At 63.7% G+C, this 20,852-nt stretch carries 17 protein-coding genes; 11 read left to right on the top strand and 6 right to left on the bottom strand.

The features are described from left to right. Nucleotides 1-134: 134 nt before the first annotated feature. The 8 genes from ppsA to FPB55_RS17950 all read left to right on the top strand — a co-directional run bounded on the left by ppsA (nucleotide 135) and on the right by FPB55_RS17950 (nucleotide 8,379). Complete coding sequence (gene ppsA, locus FPB55_RS17990) at nucleotides 135-2,510, top strand: phosphoenolpyruvate synthase (protein ID WP_029887870.1); 2,376 nt, start codon at nucleotides 135-137, stop codon at nucleotides 2,508-2,510. 101 nt (nucleotides 2,511-2,611) lie between these two features. Then, nucleotides 2,612-3,604 (top strand): alpha/beta fold hydrolase, encoded by a 993-nt coding sequence (locus FPB55_RS17985; RefSeq protein WP_238706600.1) that lies wholly within the window; start codon nucleotides 2,612-2,614, stop codon nucleotides 3,602-3,604. A 219-nt stretch (nucleotides 3,605-3,823) separates the two neighbouring features. Further along, nucleotides 3,824-4,315: a ribonuclease E activity regulator RraA gene (gene rraA, locus FPB55_RS17975; RefSeq protein WP_009684023.1), complete on the top strand. Its 492-nt coding sequence runs from the start codon at nucleotides 3,824-3,826 to the stop codon at nucleotides 4,313-4,315. A 27-nt stretch (nucleotides 4,316-4,342) separates the two neighbouring features. Then, the gene (locus FPB55_RS17970) at nucleotides 4,343-5,338 is read left to right on the top strand and encodes a zinc transporter ZntB (protein ID WP_054905094.1); all 996 of its coding nucleotides are present in this window, start codon (nucleotides 4,343-4,345) and stop codon (nucleotides 5,336-5,338) included. A 112-nt stretch (nucleotides 5,339-5,450) separates the two neighbouring features. Continuing rightward, nucleotides 5,451-5,723: a hypothetical protein gene (locus FPB55_RS17965; RefSeq protein WP_009684021.1), complete on the top strand. Its 273-nt coding sequence runs from the start codon at nucleotides 5,451-5,453 to the stop codon at nucleotides 5,721-5,723. Nucleotides 5,724-5,725: 2 nt separating this feature from the next. Beyond that, entirely contained in the window at nucleotides 5,726-6,550 is an 825-nt protein-coding gene (locus tag FPB55_RS17960; protein WP_009684020.1) for a mechanosensitive ion channel domain-containing protein, read from the top strand. 113 nt (nucleotides 6,551-6,663) lie between these two features. Then, entirely contained in the window at nucleotides 6,664-7,230 is a 567-nt protein-coding gene (sigX, locus tag FPB55_RS17955) for an RNA polymerase sigma factor SigX (protein WP_003248665.1), read from the top strand. Nucleotides 7,231-7,341: 111 nt separating this feature from the next. Further along, nucleotides 7,342-8,379: an OmpA family protein gene (locus FPB55_RS17950; protein WP_009684019.1), complete on the top strand. Its 1,038-nt coding sequence runs from the start codon at nucleotides 7,342-7,344 to the stop codon at nucleotides 8,377-8,379. Between the two features lie 81 nt (nucleotides 8,380-8,460). Here FPB55_RS17950 and cobA read toward each other — a convergent pair whose 3' ends face one another. The 5 genes from cobA to FPB55_RS17925 form a co-directional block, all read right to left on the bottom strand. Next, the gene (gene cobA, locus FPB55_RS17945; protein WP_029887897.1) at nucleotides 8,461-9,201 is read right to left on the bottom strand and encodes a uroporphyrinogen-III C-methyltransferase; all 741 of its coding nucleotides are present in this window, start codon (nucleotides 9,199-9,201) and stop codon (nucleotides 8,461-8,463) included. Nucleotides 9,202-9,228: 27 nt separating this feature from the next. Then, the gene (locus FPB55_RS17940) at nucleotides 9,229-10,899 is read right to left on the bottom strand and encodes a bifunctional protein-serine/threonine kinase/phosphatase (protein WP_144188948.1); all 1,671 of its coding nucleotides are present in this window, start codon (nucleotides 10,897-10,899) and stop codon (nucleotides 9,229-9,231) included. Between the two features lie 9 nt (nucleotides 10,900-10,908). After that, a complete protein-coding gene (locus FPB55_RS17935; RefSeq protein WP_029887899.1) occupies nucleotides 10,909-12,120 on the bottom strand; it encodes a nitrate/nitrite transporter in 1,212 nt (403 codons plus the stop codon). Between the two features lie 190 nt (nucleotides 12,121-12,310). Further along, a complete protein-coding gene (locus FPB55_RS17930) occupies nucleotides 12,311-12,886 on the bottom strand; it encodes an ANTAR domain-containing protein (RefSeq protein WP_009684013.1) in 576 nt (191 codons plus the stop codon). An 11-nt stretch (nucleotides 12,887-12,897) separates the two neighbouring features. Then, the gene (locus FPB55_RS17925; protein ID WP_009684012.1) at nucleotides 12,898-14,112 is read right to left on the bottom strand and encodes a CmpA/NrtA family ABC transporter substrate-binding protein; all 1,215 of its coding nucleotides are present in this window, start codon (nucleotides 14,110-14,112) and stop codon (nucleotides 12,898-12,900) included. Between the two features lie 158 nt (nucleotides 14,113-14,270). Here FPB55_RS17925 and FPB55_RS17920 point away from each other — a divergent pair, with 158 nt between their 5' ends. Next, on the top strand, nucleotides 14,271-15,293 hold the full coding sequence (locus tag FPB55_RS17920; protein WP_009684011.1) for a quinone-dependent dihydroorotate dehydrogenase: 1,023 nt from the start codon (nucleotides 14,271-14,273) through the stop codon (nucleotides 15,291-15,293). 106 nt (nucleotides 15,294-15,399) lie between these two features. Here the strand turns inward: FPB55_RS17920 and FPB55_RS17915 are convergent, their stop codons facing one another. Continuing rightward, complete coding sequence (locus tag FPB55_RS17915) at nucleotides 15,400-15,615, bottom strand: ribosome modulation factor (RefSeq protein ID WP_003248687.1); 216 nt, start codon at nucleotides 15,613-15,615, stop codon at nucleotides 15,400-15,402. Between the two features lie 558 nt (nucleotides 15,616-16,173). Here FPB55_RS17915 and rlmKL point away from each other — a divergent pair. Both rlmKL and FPB55_RS17905 read left to right on the top strand, forming a co-directional pair. Further along, the gene (gene rlmKL, locus FPB55_RS17910; protein ID WP_144188946.1) at nucleotides 16,174-18,366 is read left to right on the top strand and encodes a bifunctional 23S rRNA (guanine(2069)-N(7))-methyltransferase RlmK/23S rRNA (guanine(2445)-N(2))-methyltransferase RlmL; all 2,193 of its coding nucleotides are present in this window, start codon (nucleotides 16,174-16,176) and stop codon (nucleotides 18,364-18,366) included. Between the two features lie 94 nt (nucleotides 18,367-18,460). Beyond that, a complete protein-coding gene (locus tag FPB55_RS17905) occupies nucleotides 18,461-20,851 on the top strand; it encodes a GGDEF domain-containing protein (RefSeq protein ID WP_144188944.1) in 2,391 nt (796 codons plus the stop codon). Nucleotide 20,852 lies beyond the last annotated feature (1 nt).

The following is a 20,852-nucleotide window of genomic DNA, read 5'->3' as shown; positions in this document are numbered from 1 at the left end:
GAATGCGGCTGTCGACATTCTGCCACATTTGCAAAGCCTATTTTCCAGGTACAGGCCACAAACGCCCGGCCAAGTCATAGCGGACAGGCGGGCGCCCTTTGAGCTTTTCCAACACAGTTAGTGGAGAGATCACCTTGGTAGAGTACGTAGTTTCCCTCGATAAGCTCGGCGTCCATGATGTGGAGCATGTGGGGGGCAAGAACGCATCCCTGGGCGAGATGATCAGCAACCTTGCCGGTGCTGGTGTATCGGTGCCGGGCGGCTTTGCCACTACGGCGCAGGCGTACCGCGATTTTCTCGAGCAGAGTGGCCTCAACGACCGAATCCATGCGGCGCTCGACGCCCTCGACGTGGATGACATCAACGCCCTGACCAAGACCGGCGCGCAAATCCGCCAGTGGGTCATGGAAGCCGACTTCCCGGCGCGTCTGGATTCGGAAATCCGTACGGCGTTTGCCGAAATGGCCGCTGGCAACGACAACATGGCCGTTGCCGTGCGCTCCTCTGCCACTGCTGAAGACTTGCCGGACGCCTCGTTCGCCGGCCAGCAGGAAACGTTCCTCAACATCCGCGGCGTGGACAACGTGATCCGCGCGGCCAAGGAAGTGTTCGCTTCGCTGTTCAACGACCGTGCCATTGCCTACCGCGTGCACCAGGGCTTCGATCACAAACTGGTCGCCCTGTCTGCCGGTGTGCAGCGCATGGTTCGTTCCGAAACCGGCACCGCCGGTGTCATGTTCACCCTCGATACCGAATCGGGCTTCCGCGACGTGGTGTTCATCACCGGCGCCTATGGCCTGGGTGAAACCGTGGTACAGGGTGCGGTCAACCCTGACGAATTCTACGTGCACAAGAACACCCTGCAGGCTGGCCGCCCGGCTATCCTGCGCCGCAACCTGGGCAGCAAGGCGATCAAGATGGTCTATGGCGACGAAGCCAAGGCCGGCCGTTCGGTGAAAACCGTGGAAGTCGACCGCGCCGAACGTGCGCGCTTCTGCCTGAGCGACGCCGAGGTCAGCGAACTGGCCAAGCAGGCGATGATCATCGAGCAGCACTACCAGCGCCCGATGGACATCGAATGGGCCAAGGACGGTGACGACGGCAAGCTGTACATTGTCCAGGCCCGCCCTGAAACCGTGAAAAGCCGCTCCAGCGCCAATGTCATGGAGCGCTACCTGCTGAAGGAAAAGGGCACGGTACTGGTCGAAGGCCGTGCCATCGGCCAGCGCATCGGCGCCGGCAAGGTCCGCGTGATCCACGATGTATCGGAAATGGACAAGGTGCAGCCAGGCGACGTGCTGGTTTCCGACATGACCGACCCGGACTGGGAACCGGTAATGAAGCGCGCCAGCGCCATTGTCACCAACCGCGGTGGGCGTACCTGCCACGCGGCGATCATTGCCCGTGAGCTGGGTATTCCGGCCGTGGTCGGTTGCGGCAACGCCACCCAGGTGCTCAAAGACGGCCAGGGCGTCACGGTTTCCTGCGCCGAAGGCGACACCGGCTTCATCTTCGAGGGTGAACTGGGCTTCGACGTCAAGCAGAACTCGGTCGATGCCATGCCCGAGCTGCCGTTCAAGATCATGATGAACGTCGGCAACCCGGACCGGGCCTTCGATTTTGCCCAGTTGCCCAACGCAGGCGTGGGCCTGGCGCGCCTGGAATTCATCATCAACCGCATGATCGGCGTGCACCCCAAGGCACTGCTGAACTACGCAGGCCTGCCTGCCGACCTCAAGGACAGTGTCGACAAGCGCATTGCCGGCTACAACGACCCGGTCGGCTTCTACGTCGAGAAACTGGTCGAGGGCATCAGCACCCTGGCCGCGGCCTTCTACCCGAAAAAGGTCATCGTGCGCCTGTCGGACTTCAAGTCCAACGAGTACGCCAACCTGATCGGCGGCAAGCTGTACGAGCCGGAAGAAGAGAACCCGATGCTGGGCTTCCGCGGTGCCTCGCGCTACATCAGCGAGTCGTTCCGTGACTGCTTCGAACTCGAGTGCCGCGCGCTCAAGCGCGTGCGCAACGAGATGGGCCTCACCAACGTTGAAATCATGGTGCCCTTCGTGCGTACCCTGGGCGAGGCCAGCCAGGTCGTCGACCTGCTGGCCGAGAACGGCCTGGCCCGTGGCGACAACGGCCTGCGCGTGATCATGATGTGCGAGCTGCCGTCCAACGCCATTCTCGCCGAGGAATTCCTGGAGTACTTCGACGGCTTCTCGATCGGCTCCAACGACCTGACCCAGCTTACCCTGGGCCTGGACCGTGACTCGGGCATCATCGCCCACCTGTTCGACGAGCGTAACCCGGCCGTGAAGAAGCTGCTGGCCAACGCCATTGCCGCGTGCAACAAGGCTGGCAAGTACATCGGCATCTGCGGCCAGGGCCCTTCGGACCACCCGGACCTGGCCAAGTGGCTGATGGAGCAGGGCATCGAAAGCGTGTCGCTGAACCCCGACTCGGTACTCGAAACCTGGTTCTTCCTCGCCGAAGGCCAGGGCGCAGCCTGACGCAATAAAACGCGGGGGGCGTCTGGCGTGCCCCCGCCTGGTTTTTTCCAGGGCGAGTTCCAGCAATGGATCCCGCCCTTTTTTGTGCACCAAGCAACCTTATGCAAAGCAGTAGCCGTTTATTTCCCGTGGCCTTGCTCAGTGCCGAGCGCCGCGGCGACCTCAGTGAAGACGTGTACCGGATCAAGGCCGGCAACAGCCCTGATCCCAGTGTGGAATTGGCCGTTACCCGCCTGGGGCTGGCCGACCAGGAGCACGCCCAGGGCGTGCCGGTGATTCTGCTGCATGGCAGTTTTTCCAACCGGCGTTTCTGGTATTCGCCCAAGGGCATCGGCCTGGGGGCCTATCTGGCTCGGGCCGGTTTCGACGTATGGATCCCGGAAATGCGTGGCCACGGCCTGTCGCCACGCAATACAGCCTGGCGCCACAATAGCGTAGCCGGCTATGCCCGGGACGACCTGCCAACCATCAACGCCTTCGTGCGCGAAAAAGCCGGCCAGGCGCCGCACTGGGTGGGCCACTCACTGGGTGGAACAACCTTGGTGGCAGCCTTGGGTGGCGGTTTTCTGACCGCCGACCAGGTCGCGAGCGTGGCCCTGTTCGGCACACAGGTCAGCCGTGTGTACTGGCCGTTGAAAGTCCCGCCAGTGGCCTGGGGCGCGAAGTGGCTGCTCAAGCGCTGGGGGCAGATTTCCGGGCCGCGCTTCAAGCGTGGGCCAGAGGACGAACCCCTGGGGCTGGCCCTGGAAAGCCTGCGCTGGCATGGCTTGTTCGGGCGTTTTGGCGACAAGAAGCAGGATTGGTGGGCAGGGCTGGCTGAGGTCGATGTGCCGCTGTTGGCAGTGGCCGGCGCCGGTGACTTCCAGGACCCGGTGTGGGCCTGCCGCAAGCTGTTCGAGCAGGTGGGGGGCGAGCGCAAGCAGTTCCTGCGGCTGGGGCGTGAAGAAGGTTTTGAAGCCTTCGGGCATGTCGACATGCTGGTGAGCAAGGCTGCGCAGGTGCAGGTGTGGCCGCTGGTAGAGCGCTGGCTGCGTAACCCGCTGTTGCCGGTGCATGCGTCTACAGTGGTTGCAGAGCCTGTGCCGGTCAGCTGAGTTTGCGTCGCCTGTGCTGGCCTCTTCGCGGGCGCGCCCGCTCCTACAGGTACTGCACAAGCCTGCGAACCTGTGACAATCCTGTGGGAGCCGGCTTGCCGGCGATAGGGCCGGCACAGGCAAACCACACATGACTACCTAGTCCCGGATGACTGCAATGGGCTCTACGGTGTAGCCTTGGCCGATACCCGCTTTCGTTGTGACTGACAGGAGCTTCCCATGCAGCATTACGTAACGCCCGACCTGTGTGACGCCTACCCGGACCTGGTTCAGGTGCTGGAACCGATGTTCAGCAACTTCGGTGGCCGTGATTCGTTTGGCGGCCAGATCGTCACCATCAAGTGCTTCGAGGACAACTCGCTGGTCAAGGAGCAGGTCGAACTCGACGGCAAAGGCAAGGTGCTGGTAGTCGATGGCGGTGGCTCGCTACGTCGCGCATTGCTGGGGGATATGCTTGCCGAAAAGGCTGCCAGGAACGGCTGGGAAGGCTTGTTGATCTACGGCTGCGTACGCGACGTCGATGTATTGATCCAGACCGACGTCGGCGTGCAGGCGCTGGCCAGCCACCCAATGAAGACCGACAAGCGCGGCATCGGCGACCTCAACGTGGCAGTGACCTTCGCCGGCGTGACGTTCCGCCCGGGCGAGTATGTGTACGCCGACAACAATGGCGTGCTGGTGTCGCCAAGCCCGCTGAAAATGCCGGAGTGATGCGCCGCACGCGCTGATGGAGCTTTGATGTTCGAGGAAGACAACGCGCAGTGGGGGCTGGTGCATGCCCTGGTGCTCGATGGCAAAGGCGGCGCGCGCTCGATTGCCCGTACCGAACTGGCTGACCTGCAATTGCAGCCCCAGCAGAGCCTGTGGCTGCACTGGGACCGCAGCCATCCGCAAACCCGTACCTGGCTGCTGAATGAAAGCGGCCTCAGCGAGTTCGCCTGCGAGCTGCTGCTGGAGGAAAACACCCGCCCGCGCTTGCTGCCCATGGCCGATGAACAGCTGCTGCTGTTCTTGCGTGGGGTCAACCTGAACCCGGGTGCCGAGCCGGAAGACATGGTCTCGGTGCGCATTTTCGCCGAGGCGCAGCGGGTCATCTCGCTGCGCTTGCGGCCCCTGCGCGCCAGCGACGAGGTGCTCCAGCTACTGGAACAGGGCAGGGGGCCCACATCCGCATCCGAGCTGCTGCTGCTGATGGGGGAACTGCTGACCGAAAAGGTGCAGGGCCTGGTCAGTGACCTCGCCGAGCTGGTCGACCTGGAAGAAGAAAAGGTTGAATCCGACGAACGGTATACCCCCGAACAAGGCAGCCTGCAGCAGATCCGTCGGCGGGCCGCCGGGTTGCGCCGATTCCTGGCCCCGCAACGGGAAATCTATGCCCAGTTATCACGCAGCAAGTGGAGCTGGTTCGCCTATGCCGATGCCGATTACTGGAACGAGCTGAACAACAGCCTGATCCGCTATCTGGAGGAGCTGGAGCTGACCCGCGAGCGCGCCGCGCTGGTGCTGGAGAGCGAAGACCGTCGCCGTAGCGAGCGGATGAACCGCACCATGTACCGCTTTGGCATCATCACCTGCATCTTTCTGCCGATGAGCTTCATCACCGGGTTGCTGGGCATCAACGTCGGTGGCATTCCGGGGGCGCAAAACCCCTACGGCTTCCTGTTCGCCTGCATTGTGGTGCTGGGGCTGGCGGTGGGGCAGTGGTGGTTGTTCCGCCGGTTGCGGTGGGTATGACGCGTGGGTGGGCTGCAGGCGAACATCACACCATTCGAAACATTCGTGCCAATCGGATGTGTGACCCATCGCCGGGCCATCTCGTCTCTAGGTGACACTGCGCGAGGTGCACATGCACGATCCGTTTGAAGAATCCCTGCGCGACCTGCTCAAGGCGTCACCCTCCGGCAACGACCGGGACGACCGGGATGACGCTGCCTGCTTGGGCCGCGTGCTGAAAACCGCCAACCGCCAGGTCGGTGCGGGTGATCTGTTCAGCTTGCTTGGCCGCTGGAGCCAGGCGCTGCTGATCGCCGTGAACAATGGCTCGGCGCATGTCGCGCCGGTGCGTCGACACACTTCCCGCAACGCTGCCACTGGCAGCAAAGCAGATAAGGCCGATTGAATATGGAACTCGATCTCTGGACCCAGAGCCTGGTCACCGCGATGACCGCCCTTTGGACCAAAGTGGCGAACTTCATCCCTAACCTGTTCGGCGCACTGGTCGTGGTGCTGCTCGGTTTCGTGGTAGCCAAGCTGCTCGATACACTGCTCTCCAAACTGCTGGCCAAATTCGGCCTGGACCGCCTCATGGCCGGTACCGGCCTGACCAAAATGCTGGGCCGGGTCGGCATACAAGTGCCCATTTCCACCCTCATCGGCAAGATCGTCTACTGGTTCGTTCTGCTCATCTTCCTGGTTTCCGCCGCTGAATCGCTGGGCCTGGAGCGGGTTTCGGCGACCCTCGACATGCTTGCCCTGTACTTGCCGAAGGTGTTCGGCGGGGCCCTGGTGTTGCTGGCCGGCGTGCTGCTGGCACAGGTGGCCAATGGCCTGGTGCGCGGTGCTGCAGAAGGCATTGGCCTGGAGTATTCGGCTGGCCTGGGGCGCATCGCGCAAGGGCTGGTCATCATCATCAGCATTTCGGTGGCCATCAGCCAGCTGGAGGTGAAAACCGACCTGCTCAACCATGTGATCGTCATCGGCCTGATTACCGTTGGTCTGGCGGTTGCCCTGGCCATGGGCCTGGGCAGCCGCGAAATTGCCGGGCAGATTCTGGCCGGCATTTATGTTCGCGAGTTGTACCAGGTAGGCCAGCAGGTGCGGATTGGAGAGGTCGAAGGGCTCATCGAGGAAATCGGCACGGTGAAAACCACCCTGCTGACCGATGGGGGGGAGCTGGTGTCGTTGTCCAACCGCGAGCTGCTGGAACAGCGAGTCAATAGCCGCTAACCGCGTGAAAGCTGTTAATGTATGCCGCCGCGAAATTCGACCCACGGGGTCGCGCGGCGACATTGACCTGACTGTCGGCCAGATCCGTTTTGAATAAAGTTCCTACGCCGCCCATGCGTTATGACCCTCGCGAGCTCACCGACGAAGAGTTGGTGGCGCGTTCGCATGAGGAGCTGTACCACGTCACCCGCGCCTATGAGGAGCTCATGCGGCGCTACCAGCGGACCCTGTTCAACGTTTGTGCACGTTATTTAGGGAACGACCGTGACGCGGACGATGTCTGTCAGGAAGTGATGCTGAAGGTGCTGTACGGCCTGAAGAACTTCGAGGGTAAATCCAAGTTCAAGACCTGGCTCTACAGCATCACCTACAACGAGTGCATTACCCAGTACCGCAAGGAGCGCCGCAAACGCCGGTTGATGGATGCCCTGAGCCTGGACCCTGTTGAAGAGGCGTCCGAGGACAAGGCACCGAAGCCGGAAGAAAAAGGCGGGCTGGACAAGTGGCTGGTGCATGTGAACCCGATCGACCGCGAGATCCTGGTGCTGCGTTTTGTCGCAGAGCTGGAGTTCCAGGAGATCGCCGACATCATGCACATGGGCCTGAGCGCGACGAAGATGCGATACAAGCGTGCGCTAGACAAGCTTCGTGAGAAATTTGCGGGCCTCGATGAAACTTAGTCGTCTGCAAATATCTCTAACGAATCGGCGAGTTCTGCTAGACTTGCCGTCGAGTTGTCCCCCTTGTTTATGGTGGGACTGCTTAACTATCACCAGATGGGGATTTAACGGATGAAATTGAAAAACACCTTGGGCTTGGCCATTGGTTCGCTCGTAGCCGCCACCTCGATTGGCGCTATGGCACAAGGTCAAGGCGCCGTCGAGACTGAAATCTTCTACAAGAAAGAATTCTTCGACAGCCAGCGCGACTTCAAGAACGACGGCAACCTGTTCGGCGGTTCGATCGGTTACTTCCTGACCGACGACGTTGAACTGCGTCTGGGCTACGACGAAGTGCACAACGCTCGTGGCGATGACGGCAAGAACATCAAGGGCTCGAACACCGCCCTGGACGCCGTTTACCACTTCAACAACCCGTACGACGCTATCCGTCCGTACGTTTCCGCTGGTTTCTCGCACCAGTCGCTGGGCCAGACCGGCCGTGGCGGTCGTGACCACTCCACCTTCGCCAACGTTGGCGCCGGTGCCAAGTGGTACATCACCGACATGTTCTACGCCCGTGCTGGCGTTGAAGCCCAGTACAACATCGACCAGGGCGACACCGAGTGGGCCCCAAGCGTTGGTGTTGGTCTGAACTTCGGCGGTAGCCCGAAGCAAACCGCAGCCCCTGCTCCAGCACCTGTTGCTGAAGTTTGCTCCGACTCCGACAACGACGGCGTGTGCGACAACGTCGACAAGTGCCCAGACACCCCGGCCAACGTTACCGTTGACGCCGACGGCTGCCCGGCTGTTGCCGAAGTCGTTCGTGTTGAGCTGGACGTGAAGTTCGACTTCGACAAGTCGGTCGTCAAGCCAAACAGCTACGGCGACATCAAGAACCTGGCTGACTTCATGAAGCAGTACCCACAAACCACCACCGTGGTTGAAGGTCACACTGACTCCGTGGGTCCAGACGCTTACAACCAGAAGCTGTCCGAGCGTCGTGCCAACGCTGTCAAGCAAGTCCTGACCCAGCAGTACGGCGTAGAATCCAGCCGTGTTGACTCGGTTGGCTACGGCGAAACCCGTCCGGTTGCTGACAACGCCACCGAAGAAGGCCGTGCTATCAACCGTCGCGTTGAAGCTCAGGTAGAAGCCCAGGCCAAGTAATTGGTTTGAAGCTTCACGAAAAACCCGGCCTCGGCCGGGTTTTTCTTTGGCTGGGTTTTACCGGCCGGCGGGCCGTGGCTGTCAGCCGGTAGCGGCCACCCACTGCTGAGCCACCTGCGCCCCAACCACCTCGCCAATCACCAGGATCGCCGGGCTACGCAAGGCGAACCCACGCGCATCCTCGACCATCCCCTGCACATCGCTCCTGCACTCGCGTTGCTCGGGCAGCGAGGCATTCTCGATCATGGCCACCGGCATGCCGGGTGCCATCCCCCCGTCCAGCAACCCTTGGCGGACCTGCTCCAGCCGGGCCACGCCCATGTACACCACCAACGTGGTGCCAGCCTGGGCCAATGCTGCCCAGTTCAGTGCGCTGTCATCCTGGGTATGCGCCGTCACCAGCGTTACCCCGCGGCTGACGCCCCGCGAGGTCAGGGAAATACCGCACTGCGTGGCGCCTGCCAGGCCTGCGGTGATGCCATTGACAATTTCCACCTCGATACCATGCCCCTGCAGCCACAGGGCCTCCTCGCCGCCGCGGCCGAAAATGCACGGGTCGCCACCCTTGAGCCGCACCACACAGCGCCCTTGGCGGGCGTGGCGCAACATCAGGCGCTGGATGAACGCCTGCGGCGTCGAGCGGCAGCCGCCACGCTTGCCCACTGCAATAACCCGCGCCTGCGGGCAATGCTCCAGCACTGCCGGGTTGACCAGGTCGTCGATCATCACCACTGCCGCTTCCTGCAAGGCGCGTACAGCCTTGAGGGTGAGCAGTTCCGGGTCACCCGGGCCGGCGCCAACCAGCCACACTTTTGCATTCATTCGTGTTTCCTCATTGGCAAGGTGCATTCAGCCCTTGAGCAGGGTGAGCAGCAATATCAGGTTGATCAGTAACGACAGCACGGCCAGGGTGCGCCAGACTTTCAATGGCTCGCGCTCCAGCAATGGCCGCGGGCGGCCGGGCAATTCCTGGCGGTCGCCCCGTTCGAGCAGCAGTAACCACTGTTCGGCGGTTTCGAAGCGCTGCGCCGGGTCGGCGGCCACGGCCTGCTGCAGGTTGTGCTGCAGCCACTCCGGCAGGTCGGGCCGGTAGCGCGCCGGGTTGACCGGTTGGCCGAAGCGCGGCCGCTGAAAGGCTTCCACTTCCCCATACGGGTAGTGCCCGGTCAGCAGGTGATACAGCGTCACGCCTGCGGCGTACAGGTCCTGGCGGGGGCTGGGCGGCTGGCCGTCGAAGGCTTCCGGGGCGATGTAGGACGGGGTGCCGGGCAAGGCATGTTGCGGGTCTTCGCAGAGCCCGGGGCAGTACGCCAGGCCGAAGTCCAGCAGGCGCAACTGGCCATCGCCGCCCAGGTGCAGGTTGTCGGGCTTGATGTCGCGGTGCAGCAGGTTGCGCCGGTGCAGCACCCCTACCGCCTGTAGCAACTGCCGGGCAAGCTCCAGCCACTGGGCCAACGGCAGTGGGCCATTTTCGGCCAGCAGTGCGGCCAGGCTCTGGCCCGGGTATTCGCGCATCACGTAGTACAACTGCTGGCGCTGGCTGCAGGCGTGCAGCTCGGGAAAGTGCCGGCCGGCGACCCTGCGCATGAACCATTCTTCGAGCAGCAGGCCCTGCGCCGCACCAGGCTCCTGCCGCCGCTCGGGCGGCAAGGTCTTGAGCAGCCACGCCTGGCCTTGGCCATCGCGCACCCGGTACAACAACGATTGACGGCTGTGTGCGCGCAGTTGTTCGACCTGCCAGCCATCGATCGACTGGCCTGCCCGTAACGGCTCGGGCACGGGCCAGTGCTGCAGTTGGGCCAAGGTGTCGCCAAGGTTCGCCGTGCCCGGTTGTTCGACCTGCACCAGCATGGCGCTGGCGTTATCCTGGCTACCGTTGAGGTGGGCGCTGGCAACCAACGTGTCCACGGCCAGCTGCAGGTCGGGTTGCTCGCGCAGCACCGCCTGGATGTGCTGGTCGCCCAGGCTGGCCCACACACCGTCGCTGACCAGCAGATAACATTCACCCGGCTGCAATTCGCCTTCCAGGTAATCCACCAGCAGATGCTGGTCCAGGCCCAGCGCGCGTTTGAGTACATGCTGCATGCCGGGCTGGTCCCAGACATGGTCTTCGCTCAGGCACTGCAGCTGGCCGGCGTGCCAGCGATACACCCGGCAGTCGCCTACGTGGGCCAGGGTGAAGCGCCGCCCGCGCAGCACCAGTGCGCTGAGGGTGGTCAGCAACGGCTGGCCATTCCCTTGGGCGCGCAGCCAGCGGTTCTGTGCCAGCAGCAGGCGGTCGAGGGCCTGGGCCACGCCCCAGGTGGCCGGCGTGGCGTAGTAGTCCAGGGCCAGCGCCTGCAGGCTGGCCCGCGCGGCAAGGCCGCCGTCGGCACATTGGCTGACCCCGTCGGCCAGGGCGAACAGGTAGCCTTTGCTGGCGGCCAGTTCGGGCGCCGGGGTAACCAGGCGCAAGGCATCCTGGTTTTCCGCGCGCGGCCCAGTGGCGCTGGCCTGGGCAAAGCTCAGTTGCAGGCTCATGGGTGTGCCTCAGACCCGCGCAGCGGTCACGGCCGCCGAGCCCCAGGTGGTGCGCCAGCGTTGTTTCACGCCGTGCAGGCCGAACCAGGCCAGCAGGCCCAGGCTTGCGAACAGCCACAACCCCAGTTGGTAGTCGCCAGTGTGCTGCTTGATGGTGCCCAGCCCCGCCGCCAGCAGGAAGCCACCCATACCACCGGCCATGCCGATCAGGCCGGTCATCACGCCGATTTCCTGGCGGAAGCGTTGCGGCACCAGTTGGAACACTGCGCCATTGCCGGCACCCAGGCCGAGCATGGCGCTGACGAACAGGGCCAGGGCGGCGGCCGCGGAGGGCAGGTTGAAGCCGACGGCAGCAATGCAGACGGCCGCTACGCTGTACATGCCCAGCAGCGTGCGGATGCCGCCAAAGCGGTCGGCCAGGGCGCCACCGAGCGGGCGCATCAGGCTGCCGGCGAACACGCAGGCCGCCGTGTAGTAGCCGGCGGTGACCGGGCTCAGGCCGTACTGATCGCTGAAGTAGCCGGGCAGGGCGCTGGCCAGGCCGATGAAACCACCGAACGTGACGCTGTAGAAGAACATGAACCACCAGCTGTCGCGGTCGCCCAGTGCCTTGAGGTAGTCGGCCATGGCTTTGGGCTTGGGCCGTTGTGGGGCGTTACGTGCCAGCAAGGCGAAGACCACCAGCGCCAGCGACAGTGGCAGCAGTGCAAAGCCGAAGACATTGTTCCAGCCAAAGCCGGCTGCCAGTGCCGGGGCGAGCAGGGCCGCGAACACCGTGCCCGAGTTGCCAGCCCCGGCGATGCCCATGGCCTTGCCTTGATGCTGTGGCGGGTACCACTGCGAAGCCAGTGGCAGCGACACGGCGAACGAGGCGCCGGCAAAACCGAGGAACACGCCCAGCAGCAGTGCCTGTTCATAGCTGTGCACGCCCAGGCGCCAGGCAGCGGCCAGCGCGACGATGACCACTACTTGGCCGATCAGGCCGGCGGTCTTGGGCGACAGGCGGTCCACCAGCACGCCCATGGCAAAGCGCAGGATGGCCCCGGCCAGGATCGGCACCGCCACCATCAAGCCCCGCTGTTGTGCGCTCAATTGCAGGTCGGCGGCAATCTGCACCGCCAGCGGGCCCAGCAGGTACCAGACCATGAAGCTGAGGTCGAAGTACAGGAACGCGGCGAACAGCGTGGGCACATGCCCGGATTTCCAGAAGCTGGTACTCATCGAACACCTCACTCGGTCATGCAACGGAACGAAAAAGACGCCGCCACCCGCTCCACGGCTGTGGAGGGGTGAGCGACGTCTTTGTCGGAATTTAAGTGGGGCAACCGCCGTTGGTTACCGGTGCGTTTTGTTCAGCAAGAGATGGGCCAACTGTGCCTGGGCAGGGTGGCCAGGCAGTGCACCTGCCCCCTCAGCCGAGCATCTCGTGCATGGCGATGATCTGCTCGGCCACCTGGATCAGCTTCTGTTGGCGGCTCATGGCCTGGCGGCGCATCAGGGTGTAGGCCTGTTCTTCGTTGCAGTCTTTCATTTTCATCAGCAGGCCCTTGGCTTGCTCGATACGCTTGCGTTCAGCCAGTTGCTGGTCGCGTGCCAGCAACTGGGCGCGCAGGGCCTGGTCGCTTTCGAAGCGAGCCATGGCCACGTCCAGAATCGGCTGCAACCGCGCCGCATGGATACCTTCCACGATATAGGCACTGACCCCTGCCTGGATCGCCTGGCGCATCACCCCGGGGTCGTGTTCGTCAGTGAACAGCACGATCGGTCGGGGTTGGTCACGGCTGACCAGCACCACATGCTCCATCACATCGCGGTCCGGTGAATCGGTATCGATCAGCACCACGTCCGGGCGCACCGTTTCGACGCAGGCGGGCAGGTCGATGGTCAGGCCTGGGGCTTCGGTGACGTCGAAGCCGGCCTCGGTCAAAGCGGCCTTGAGGCGGCCTAGTTTGCTCTGGGTGTCGTCGATCAGCAGGATGCGCAGCATGGTCGTTCCCCTTACCTGCCAACCTGGGCGTCGGGCAGCTCGCCCAACGCATGCAGGCTGAAGCTACGGGCATAGCCGTAGGGGTCGCTGCCGTCCCAGCGGCCACCGTCTATCAGCAGGCTGCTGCGCATGGGGTGCGCCGGGCATGCCACGCCCAGGCTCTGGGCGGCCTCGGTGTACAGCGCCAGGTGCTGGACCTGGCCCGCGACCTGGAGGTAATCCGGGTCTTCGCGCAGCAGGCCCCAGCGGCGAAACTGGGTCATGAACCACATTCCGTCGGACAGGTATGGGAAGTTGGCTCGGCCCTGGTCGAACAGGCGCAGGGCGTGCGGGTCTTGCCAGTGGTTGCCCAGGCCGTCCTGATAGTGGCCCAGCAGGCGTGGCTCGATGCTGGCCAGCGCGGTGTCCAGGTACGCGCTGCCACTGAGCAGTTGCGCGGCGCTGCGGCGGTTGTCCGGGTTTTGCTCGATGAACCGGCTGGCAGCGAGGATTGCCTTGATCAATGCGCGCGCGCTGTTGGGGTATTGTTCGGCGAAGGCCCGGGCACAGGCCAGGACCTTTTCCGGGTGGTCGGGCCAGATCGACTGGCTGGTGGCCAGAGTGAAGCCCTGGCCTTTGGCTACCGCGTCAGCGGCCCACGGCTCGCCGACGCAGAAGCCGTCGATGCGCCCGGCCTGGATGTGTGCGGCCATCTGCGCAGGCGGTACGACTACGCTGTCGACGTCACGCAAAGGGTGGATGCCCTGGCTGGCCAGCCAGTAATACAGCCACATGGCGTGAGTGCCCGTGGGGAAGGTCTGGGCAAAGGTCAGCCGCGGGCCATGTTGGTGCACCAGCCGCGCCAGTGCCTCAGGGTTGGTCACGCCTTTGCGTTGCAGGGTCGGGGACAGGTTGATGGCCTGGGCGTTCTGGTTCAGCCCCATGAGCACGGCCATGTCGCTGCCCGGCACACCACCGATGCCCAGGTGCACGGCGTAGACCAGCCCATACAGGCAGTGCGCGGCGTCCAGTTCGCCACTGACCAGTTTGTCCCGCAGGCCGGCCCACGAGCCCTGGCGCTTGAGGTTGAGGGTCAGGCCGTGCTGCTGGGCGAAGCCCTGGGTGGCGGCGACCACGACCGAGGCGCAGTCGGTGAGGCCCATGAAACCGATATTGAGGCTGGGTTTCTCCGGCGCGTCGCTGCCGTTGACCCAGGCCAGGGGCGTTGCTCGGGGTGCAGTGTTCACAAGGTTCCTCGCCCATACTGATAAGGCTGTGGGCAGTTGGGGTGCAACCGATGTGCCATTTACGCGACCACCTCGCCCCATGGCCCCACGATGTGCTGTCATGCCGGCGCCGCGCTGGCTATAATCGCCCCCTCACTCACCCTGAGCCTTGCCCGCCCATGTATACCCTGGCCCGCCAGCTGCTGTTCAAGCTTTCCCCGGAAACTTCCCACGACCTGTCCCTGGACCTGATCGGTGCCGGTGGCCGTCTTGGCCTAAACGGCATGCTGTGCAAGCAACCGGCGGCGTTGCCGGTTTCGGTCATGGGCTTGAACTTCGCCAACCCGGTCGGCCTGGCCGCCGGCCTGGACAAGAATGGCGCGGCCATCGACGGCTTTGCCCAGTTGGGCTTCGGTTTCGTCGAAATCGGCACCGTCACGCCGCGCCCGCAGCCGGGCAACCCCAAGCCTCGGCTGTTCCGCCTGCCGCAAGCCACCGCCATCATCAACCGCATGGGCTTCAACAACCTGGGGGTCGATCACCTGCTGGGTCGTGTTCGTGCGTCGCGCTACAGCGGTGTGCTGGGTATCAACATCGGCAAGAACTTCGACACCCCGGTCGAGCGCGCGGTCGACGACTACCTGATCTGCCTGGACAAGGTGTACACCGCTGCCAGCTATATCACGGTCAACGTCAGTTCGCCGAACACCCCGGGCCTGCGCAGCCTGCAGTTCGGCGATTCGCTCAAGCAACTGCTCGATGCCTTGGCCGAGCGCCGTGAGCAGCTGGCTGCTGAACATGGCAAGCGCGTGCCGCTGGCGATCAAGATCGCCCCGGACATGAGCGACGAAGAAACCGCCCTGGTGGCGGCTGCATTGATGGAGTCGGGCATGGATGCGGTGATTGCCACCAACACCACGCTGGGCCGTGAGGGTGTCGAAGCGCTGCCGTATGGGGGCGAGGCAGGTGGCCTGTCAGGCGCGCCGGTGCTGGAGAAGAGTACCCATATCGTCAAGGTGCTGGCGGGCGAACTGGGTGGCAAGTTGCCGATCATTGCCGCCGGTGGCATCACCGAAGGGCGCCACGCTGCCGAGAAGATCGCTGCTGGGGCGAGCCTGGTGCAGATCTATTCGGGCTTCATTTACAAGGGGCCGGCACTGATTCGCGAAGCGGTGGATGCGATCGCGGCGATGCCGCGCTAGTTTGGCGCTTTGCCAGCCCATTAAAAAGGGCCCCTTGAAGGGGCCCCTGGGCCTACGCCCGCCGCCCGATTGGGGCGTGCATGTAAATCGAATTCAGTGTCCTCGATCAGCCTACGGCGTGATTTTCGTTGAGTCTATGGATGCCAGCGGTGCCAGTCATTCCGTCCCAGTTATCGCCGCGACCTTCACGCCAGCCGTTGATCCAGGCTTGGCGAACAGAAGGAAGATTGAACGGGCAAAGTTCGCGGGATTTGCCGGTGACCCCGTATTGGTAGCCACGTGAATATGCTCTTTCCAACGGATCACGCTTAAGTCTTCTCATAGGGTGTTGCCCTCACTTGTTGACTGTAATGTCCCGTCGGCCTCTCCGAGGCCGGGCAGAGTCTTTCTGCCGGTTTGCGCTCGCTGCCGGCGTCGCGAGCTGAATGTGCCGCCTCGTTGCGAAGCGGCCTGAGACCAGTTCTATCGAATGCGAGTCACGGTGTGAATGATCGATTTGTCATAACGACGTAACGTTTGTGAGGGTGTGGGGATAAGTAAAGAAATGCGACTCAACCTTGTTTAGCGTTGAGCCCGCTACGATCGGGGTTTGCCGATCATTGACGTCATTTTGCCAGCGTCACTCAAGGAACAGAGAAATAATTTGAAATGCGACGAAGGGTCACATAGGGCTCTACGTCGCCAGAATTTTTCGTACTGCCTGATGATCTAAGCTGTCTTTGCCACCCGGCAAAGTGCAGATCTGTCAGGTGGCCCGGCCCGCTGCGGCACACGTTGTGCCCAACCGGCCACCTGCACGCCTGCTGGAAAGGCGTGCGGGCAAACATCGCGGGGCGATGCGTCGCCTCGTCAGTCAATAGCCCAAGGCTCTGGAATATTCATGTCGGACCGTTTCGAACTCTACCTCACCTGCCCCAAAGGCCTTGAAGGCCTGCTTGCCGAAGAGGCCAAAAGCCTTGGCCTGGACGAAGTGCGTGAGCACACCTCGGCCATCCGCGGCGCCGCCGACATGGAAACCGCCTACCGCCTGTGCATCTGGTCGCGTCTGGCCAACCGTGTGCTGCTGGTGCTCAAGCGTTTTTCCATGAAGAACGCCGACGACCTGTACGACGGCGTGCACGCCGTCGACTGGGCGGACCACCTGGCGGCCGATGGCACCCTGGCGGTCGAGTTCAGCGGCCATGGCTCGGGCATCGACAACACCCATTTCGGTGCGTTGAAGGTCAAGGATGCTATCGTCGACAAGCTGCGCAACCGCGAAGGCCTGCGCCCGTCGGTGGAAAAAATCGATCCTGACGTTCGCGTGCACCTGCGCCTGGAGCGCGGCGAGGCGATCCTGTCCCTCGACCTGTCCGGGCACAGCCTGCACCAGCGTGGCTATCGTCTGCAGCAGGGCGCCGCGCCGCTCAAGGAAAACCTGGCGGCCGCTGTGCTGATCCGCTCCGGCTGGCCGCGTATTGCCGCGCAAGGTGGCGCGCTGGCCGACCCGATGTGCGGTGTAGGTACGTTCCTTGTGGAAGCCGCCATGATTGCTGCCGACATTGCCCCCAACCTCAAGCGTGAACGCTGGGGTTTCAGCGCCTGGCTCGGCCATGTGCCGGCGCTCTGGCGCAAGGTGCATGAAGAAGCGCAGGCACGGGCCCAGGCTGGCCTGGCCAAACCCCCGCTGTGGATCCGTGGCTACGAGGCCGACCCGCGGCTGATTCAGCCGGGCCGTAACAACGTGGAGCGCGCAGGCCTGGGTGACTGGGTGAAAATCTACCAGGGCGAGGTCAGCACCTTCGAGCCGCGCCCGGACCAGAACCAGAAAGGCCTGGTCATCAGCAACCCGCCCTACGGTGAGCGCCTGGGCGACGAAGCCAGCCTGCTGTACCTCTACCAGAACCTGGGTGAGCGTCTGCGCCAGGCGTGCATGGGTTGGGAGGCTGCGGTATTCACCGGGGCGCCGCAATTGGGCAAGCGCATGGGCATTCGCAGCCACAAGCAGTACGCGTTCTGGAACGGCGCGTTGCCGTGCAAGCTGCTGTTGTTCAAGGTGCAGCCTGACCAGTTCGTCACCGGTGAGCGCCGCGAGGCACCGGCCGACACCCGTGAGGTCGGCCAGCAGGTGCCCGTCACCAGCGAGCCGGCACGCCTGTCGGAAGGGGCACAAATGTTTGCCAACCGCCTGCAGAAAAACCTCAGGCAACTGGGCAAATGGGCCCGACGCGAGCAGGTCGACTGCTATCGCCTGTACGATGCCGACATGCCTGAGTATGCCCTGGCAGTCGATCTGTACCACGACTGGGTACACGTGCAGGAATATGCCGCACCACGCTCGGTGGACCCGGACAAGGCCCAGGCGCGCCTGCTCGATGCCCTGGCGGCCATTCCGCAGGCATTGGGCATTGCCCCGCAGCGCGTGGTGCTCAAGCGCCGCGAGCGGCAAAGCGGTACCCGCCAGTACGAGCGTCAGGCTACCGAGGGCCGTTTCCAGGAAGTCAACGAAGGCGGCGTGAAGTTGTTGGTCAACCTCACCGATTACCTCGACACCGGCCTGTTCCTCGACCATCGCCCGATGCGCATGCGTATTCAGCGCGAAGCAGCCGGCAAGCGCTTCCTCAACCTGTTCTGCTACACCGCCACGGCCACCGTGCACGCGGCCAAGGGTGGGGCGCGCAGCACCACCAGCGTCGACCTGTCGAAAACCTACCTGGACTGGGCGCGACGCAACCTGGCGCTCAATGGCCATTCCGAACGCAATCGCCTGGAGCAGAGTGATGTCATGGCCTGGCTGGAGGGTAACCGCGACAGCTACGACCTGATCTTCATCGACCCGCCAACCTTCTCCAACTCCAAGCGGATGGAAGGTGTGTTCGACGTGCAGCGTGACCACGTGCAGTTGCTGGACTTGGCCATGGCCCGCCTGGCGCCCGGTGGCGTGCTGTATTTCTCCAACAACTTCCGTAAGTTCCAGCTGGACGAACACCTGATGGCGCGCTACGCCGTGGAGGAAATAACGGCCCAGACCCTGGACCCGGATTTCGCCCGCAACAATCGCATCCACCGCGCCTGGCGCTTGCAGCTGCGCTGAGCCGACGGGGTACATTGCGCGGGTAGTGGCCAATAGCTATAACTTGGTTCATGGCTGGATAATCCGCAGGACGCTGACGTGACGAGACGTGTGTATGTCAAAGTGTGGCGTGCTTGCGCGGGTGCCTGGCCTGCGCGCAGAGGCGATGTCCGCCTGGGTGATGGCCTTGATTGCGCTGCTGGCCGGCGGCCTGCTGACGGCCGCCCTGGCCCTGGCCACGCAGTCGTTGTACAACCAGCAGCTGCGCCAGCGCTTCGAGTTGCTGGCGGGCGAGCGCTTTGGCCGCATCGCCGAGCGTTTTGCCGAACAGCAGCAGCGCCTGGATGGGCTGCGCTGGTTTTTCAGCTATTCCGATGAAATAACCCCCCGGGAATTTGCCGGTTATGCCCGGCCGCTGCTGCACCGTACCCAGGCCTATGCCTGGGCCCCGCGTGTAGAGGCTGCGCAGCGCGCCATATTCGAACGCCAGGCCAGCACCCTTGCTGGCCCGGGCTTTATGATTCGCGATCAGGACCCGCAGGGGCAGTGGCGCCGCGCCCCCGCGCGCGACCTGTATTTTCCCGTGCTGTATAGCGCGTCAGGCACCTTGCCGGGGCTGCCATCTGGTCTCGACCTGGCTGCGCAGGATGCGGCCCGGGCAGTGCTTGCGCGGGCGCTGGTGCCGGGGAGCATGGCGGTGTCGCAGCCGCTGAAGTTGAATGCCAGCGAACCGGGCGTGCGCGGCCTGATGATGGTGGCCCCGGTATTCGCCGCTGCCACGCCCCACGGCGTGGCAGCGGGTTATGTGCTGGCCCTGTTGAGCATGCCTGAGCTGATCGGCGATGGCCGGCCAGTGGCGCCTGACGATAACCTGGTAACGCGCCTGGTTGACCCGTCCGGGCGGCAGGGCCCAGAAGTTCTGTACGACTCCAACAACCCCGTGGCGCCCCTGTCGCTGGTCAGCGATCAGGTGTTGCACCTGGCGGACCGCCAGCTGCTGCTGAGTATCCGCCCCAGCCTGGCATTCCTGCAGGCCAACCGTTCTTCGGCGGTGCTGGCAGTCGGTGCACTGGGCGGTTTGCTGAGCCTGCTGCTGAGCGTGCTGTTGTTCAACCTGTTCAGCCAGCGTCAACGGGCCTTGGCCCTGGTTGCACAGCGCACCGCAGCGCTGCAGGTCAGCGAACAGTCGCTGCGTGGCACCCACAACCAGCTGCGCAGCGTGCTGGATGCCGCGACCCAGGTTGCGATCATCGCCACCAACCTCAAAGGGGTGGTCAGCACCTTCAATGTCGGTGCCGAAAGCATGCTCGGTTACCCGGCCAGTGAAGCCATTGGCCGCCTGCGCCTTGAGCAACTGGTGCTGGCCGAGGAGCTGAGCCAGCGTGCGCATGCCTTGAGTTTGCGCTTTGGCCGCACCATTGCGGGGGGCCATGCACTGTTTGCCGAAACCGTATACGAACAGGGCGCCGAGCCAGGTGAGTGGACCTTGGTACGCGCCGACGGCAGCCAACTGGTAGCCAACATGTTGGTGACCGCCATGCTGGACGACCAGGGTTTATGGGTGGGTTACCTGGCCATCTGCATCGACGTCACTGAGCGGCGTCGGGTACATGAGGCATTGGCTGCGCGTGACCGGTTGCTGGAAAAACTCAGTGCCGAAGTACCGGGCGGCATCTACCAGTACAGGCTGGATGCAAACGGCCATTCGTGTTTCCCCTATGCCAGCAAGGGGCTGTACGACATTTATGAGCTTGACCTGCAGCAGCTGCGCGAAGATGCCGCCGCAGTGTACGAGCGCATTCACCCTGATGACCTGGAGCGGGTGAGCCGTTCGGTGCGCTACTCGGCCGAGCACCTGACGCCATGGCGCGAGGAGTACCGCGTGTGCCTGCCCCGGGCGGGCTTACGCTGGGTGCGTGGCGAGGCAACGCCGGAAGTGGGCGAGCAGGGCTGTACCTTGTGGCATGGCTACCTGACCGATATTTCCGATCTCAAGGGTGTGGAACACGAGTTGCGCAGGCTGTCGGTGACCGATTCGCTGACCGGCATCCATAACCGCCGTTACTTCCAGGAACGGCTGAAAAACGAGTTGGAGCGTGCCCAGCGAGATGGCCAGGCGCTGGCGGTGATCATGCTCGACATTGATCACTTCAAACGCATCAACGACCGTTTCGGCCATGCGGTCGGTGACCGGGTGCTGCGTAGCCTGTGCCAGCGCATCGGCCAGCGCTTGCGGCGGACCGATGTGTTCTGCAGGCTGGGCGGGGAGGAGTTCATGGTGCTGTGCCCGGGCACTGATGCCGAGCAGGCGCGTGTGCTGGCGCTGGAGCTTTGGCAGGGCGTGCGCAACGACCCGGTAGACGGCGTGGGCCAAGTCACCGCGAGTTTCGGCGTGGCCGGGTGGCGGCCGGGAGAGGGCGCCGACGCGTTGCTGTTGCGCGCCGATGCCGGGGTTTATGCGGCCAAGCAGGCCGGGCGGGACCGGGTAGAGGGGGAGTCTGCCTGAC

This window comes from Pseudomonas sp. BJP69 (assembly GCF_007633355.1).
In the GTDB taxonomy this organism is placed as follows: Bacteria; Pseudomonadota; Gammaproteobacteria; order Pseudomonadales; family Pseudomonadaceae; genus Aquipseudomonas; species Aquipseudomonas juntendi.
Note: the sequence above shows the minus strand (reverse complement) of the source record. Positions and strands in the feature narration are given on the sequence as shown.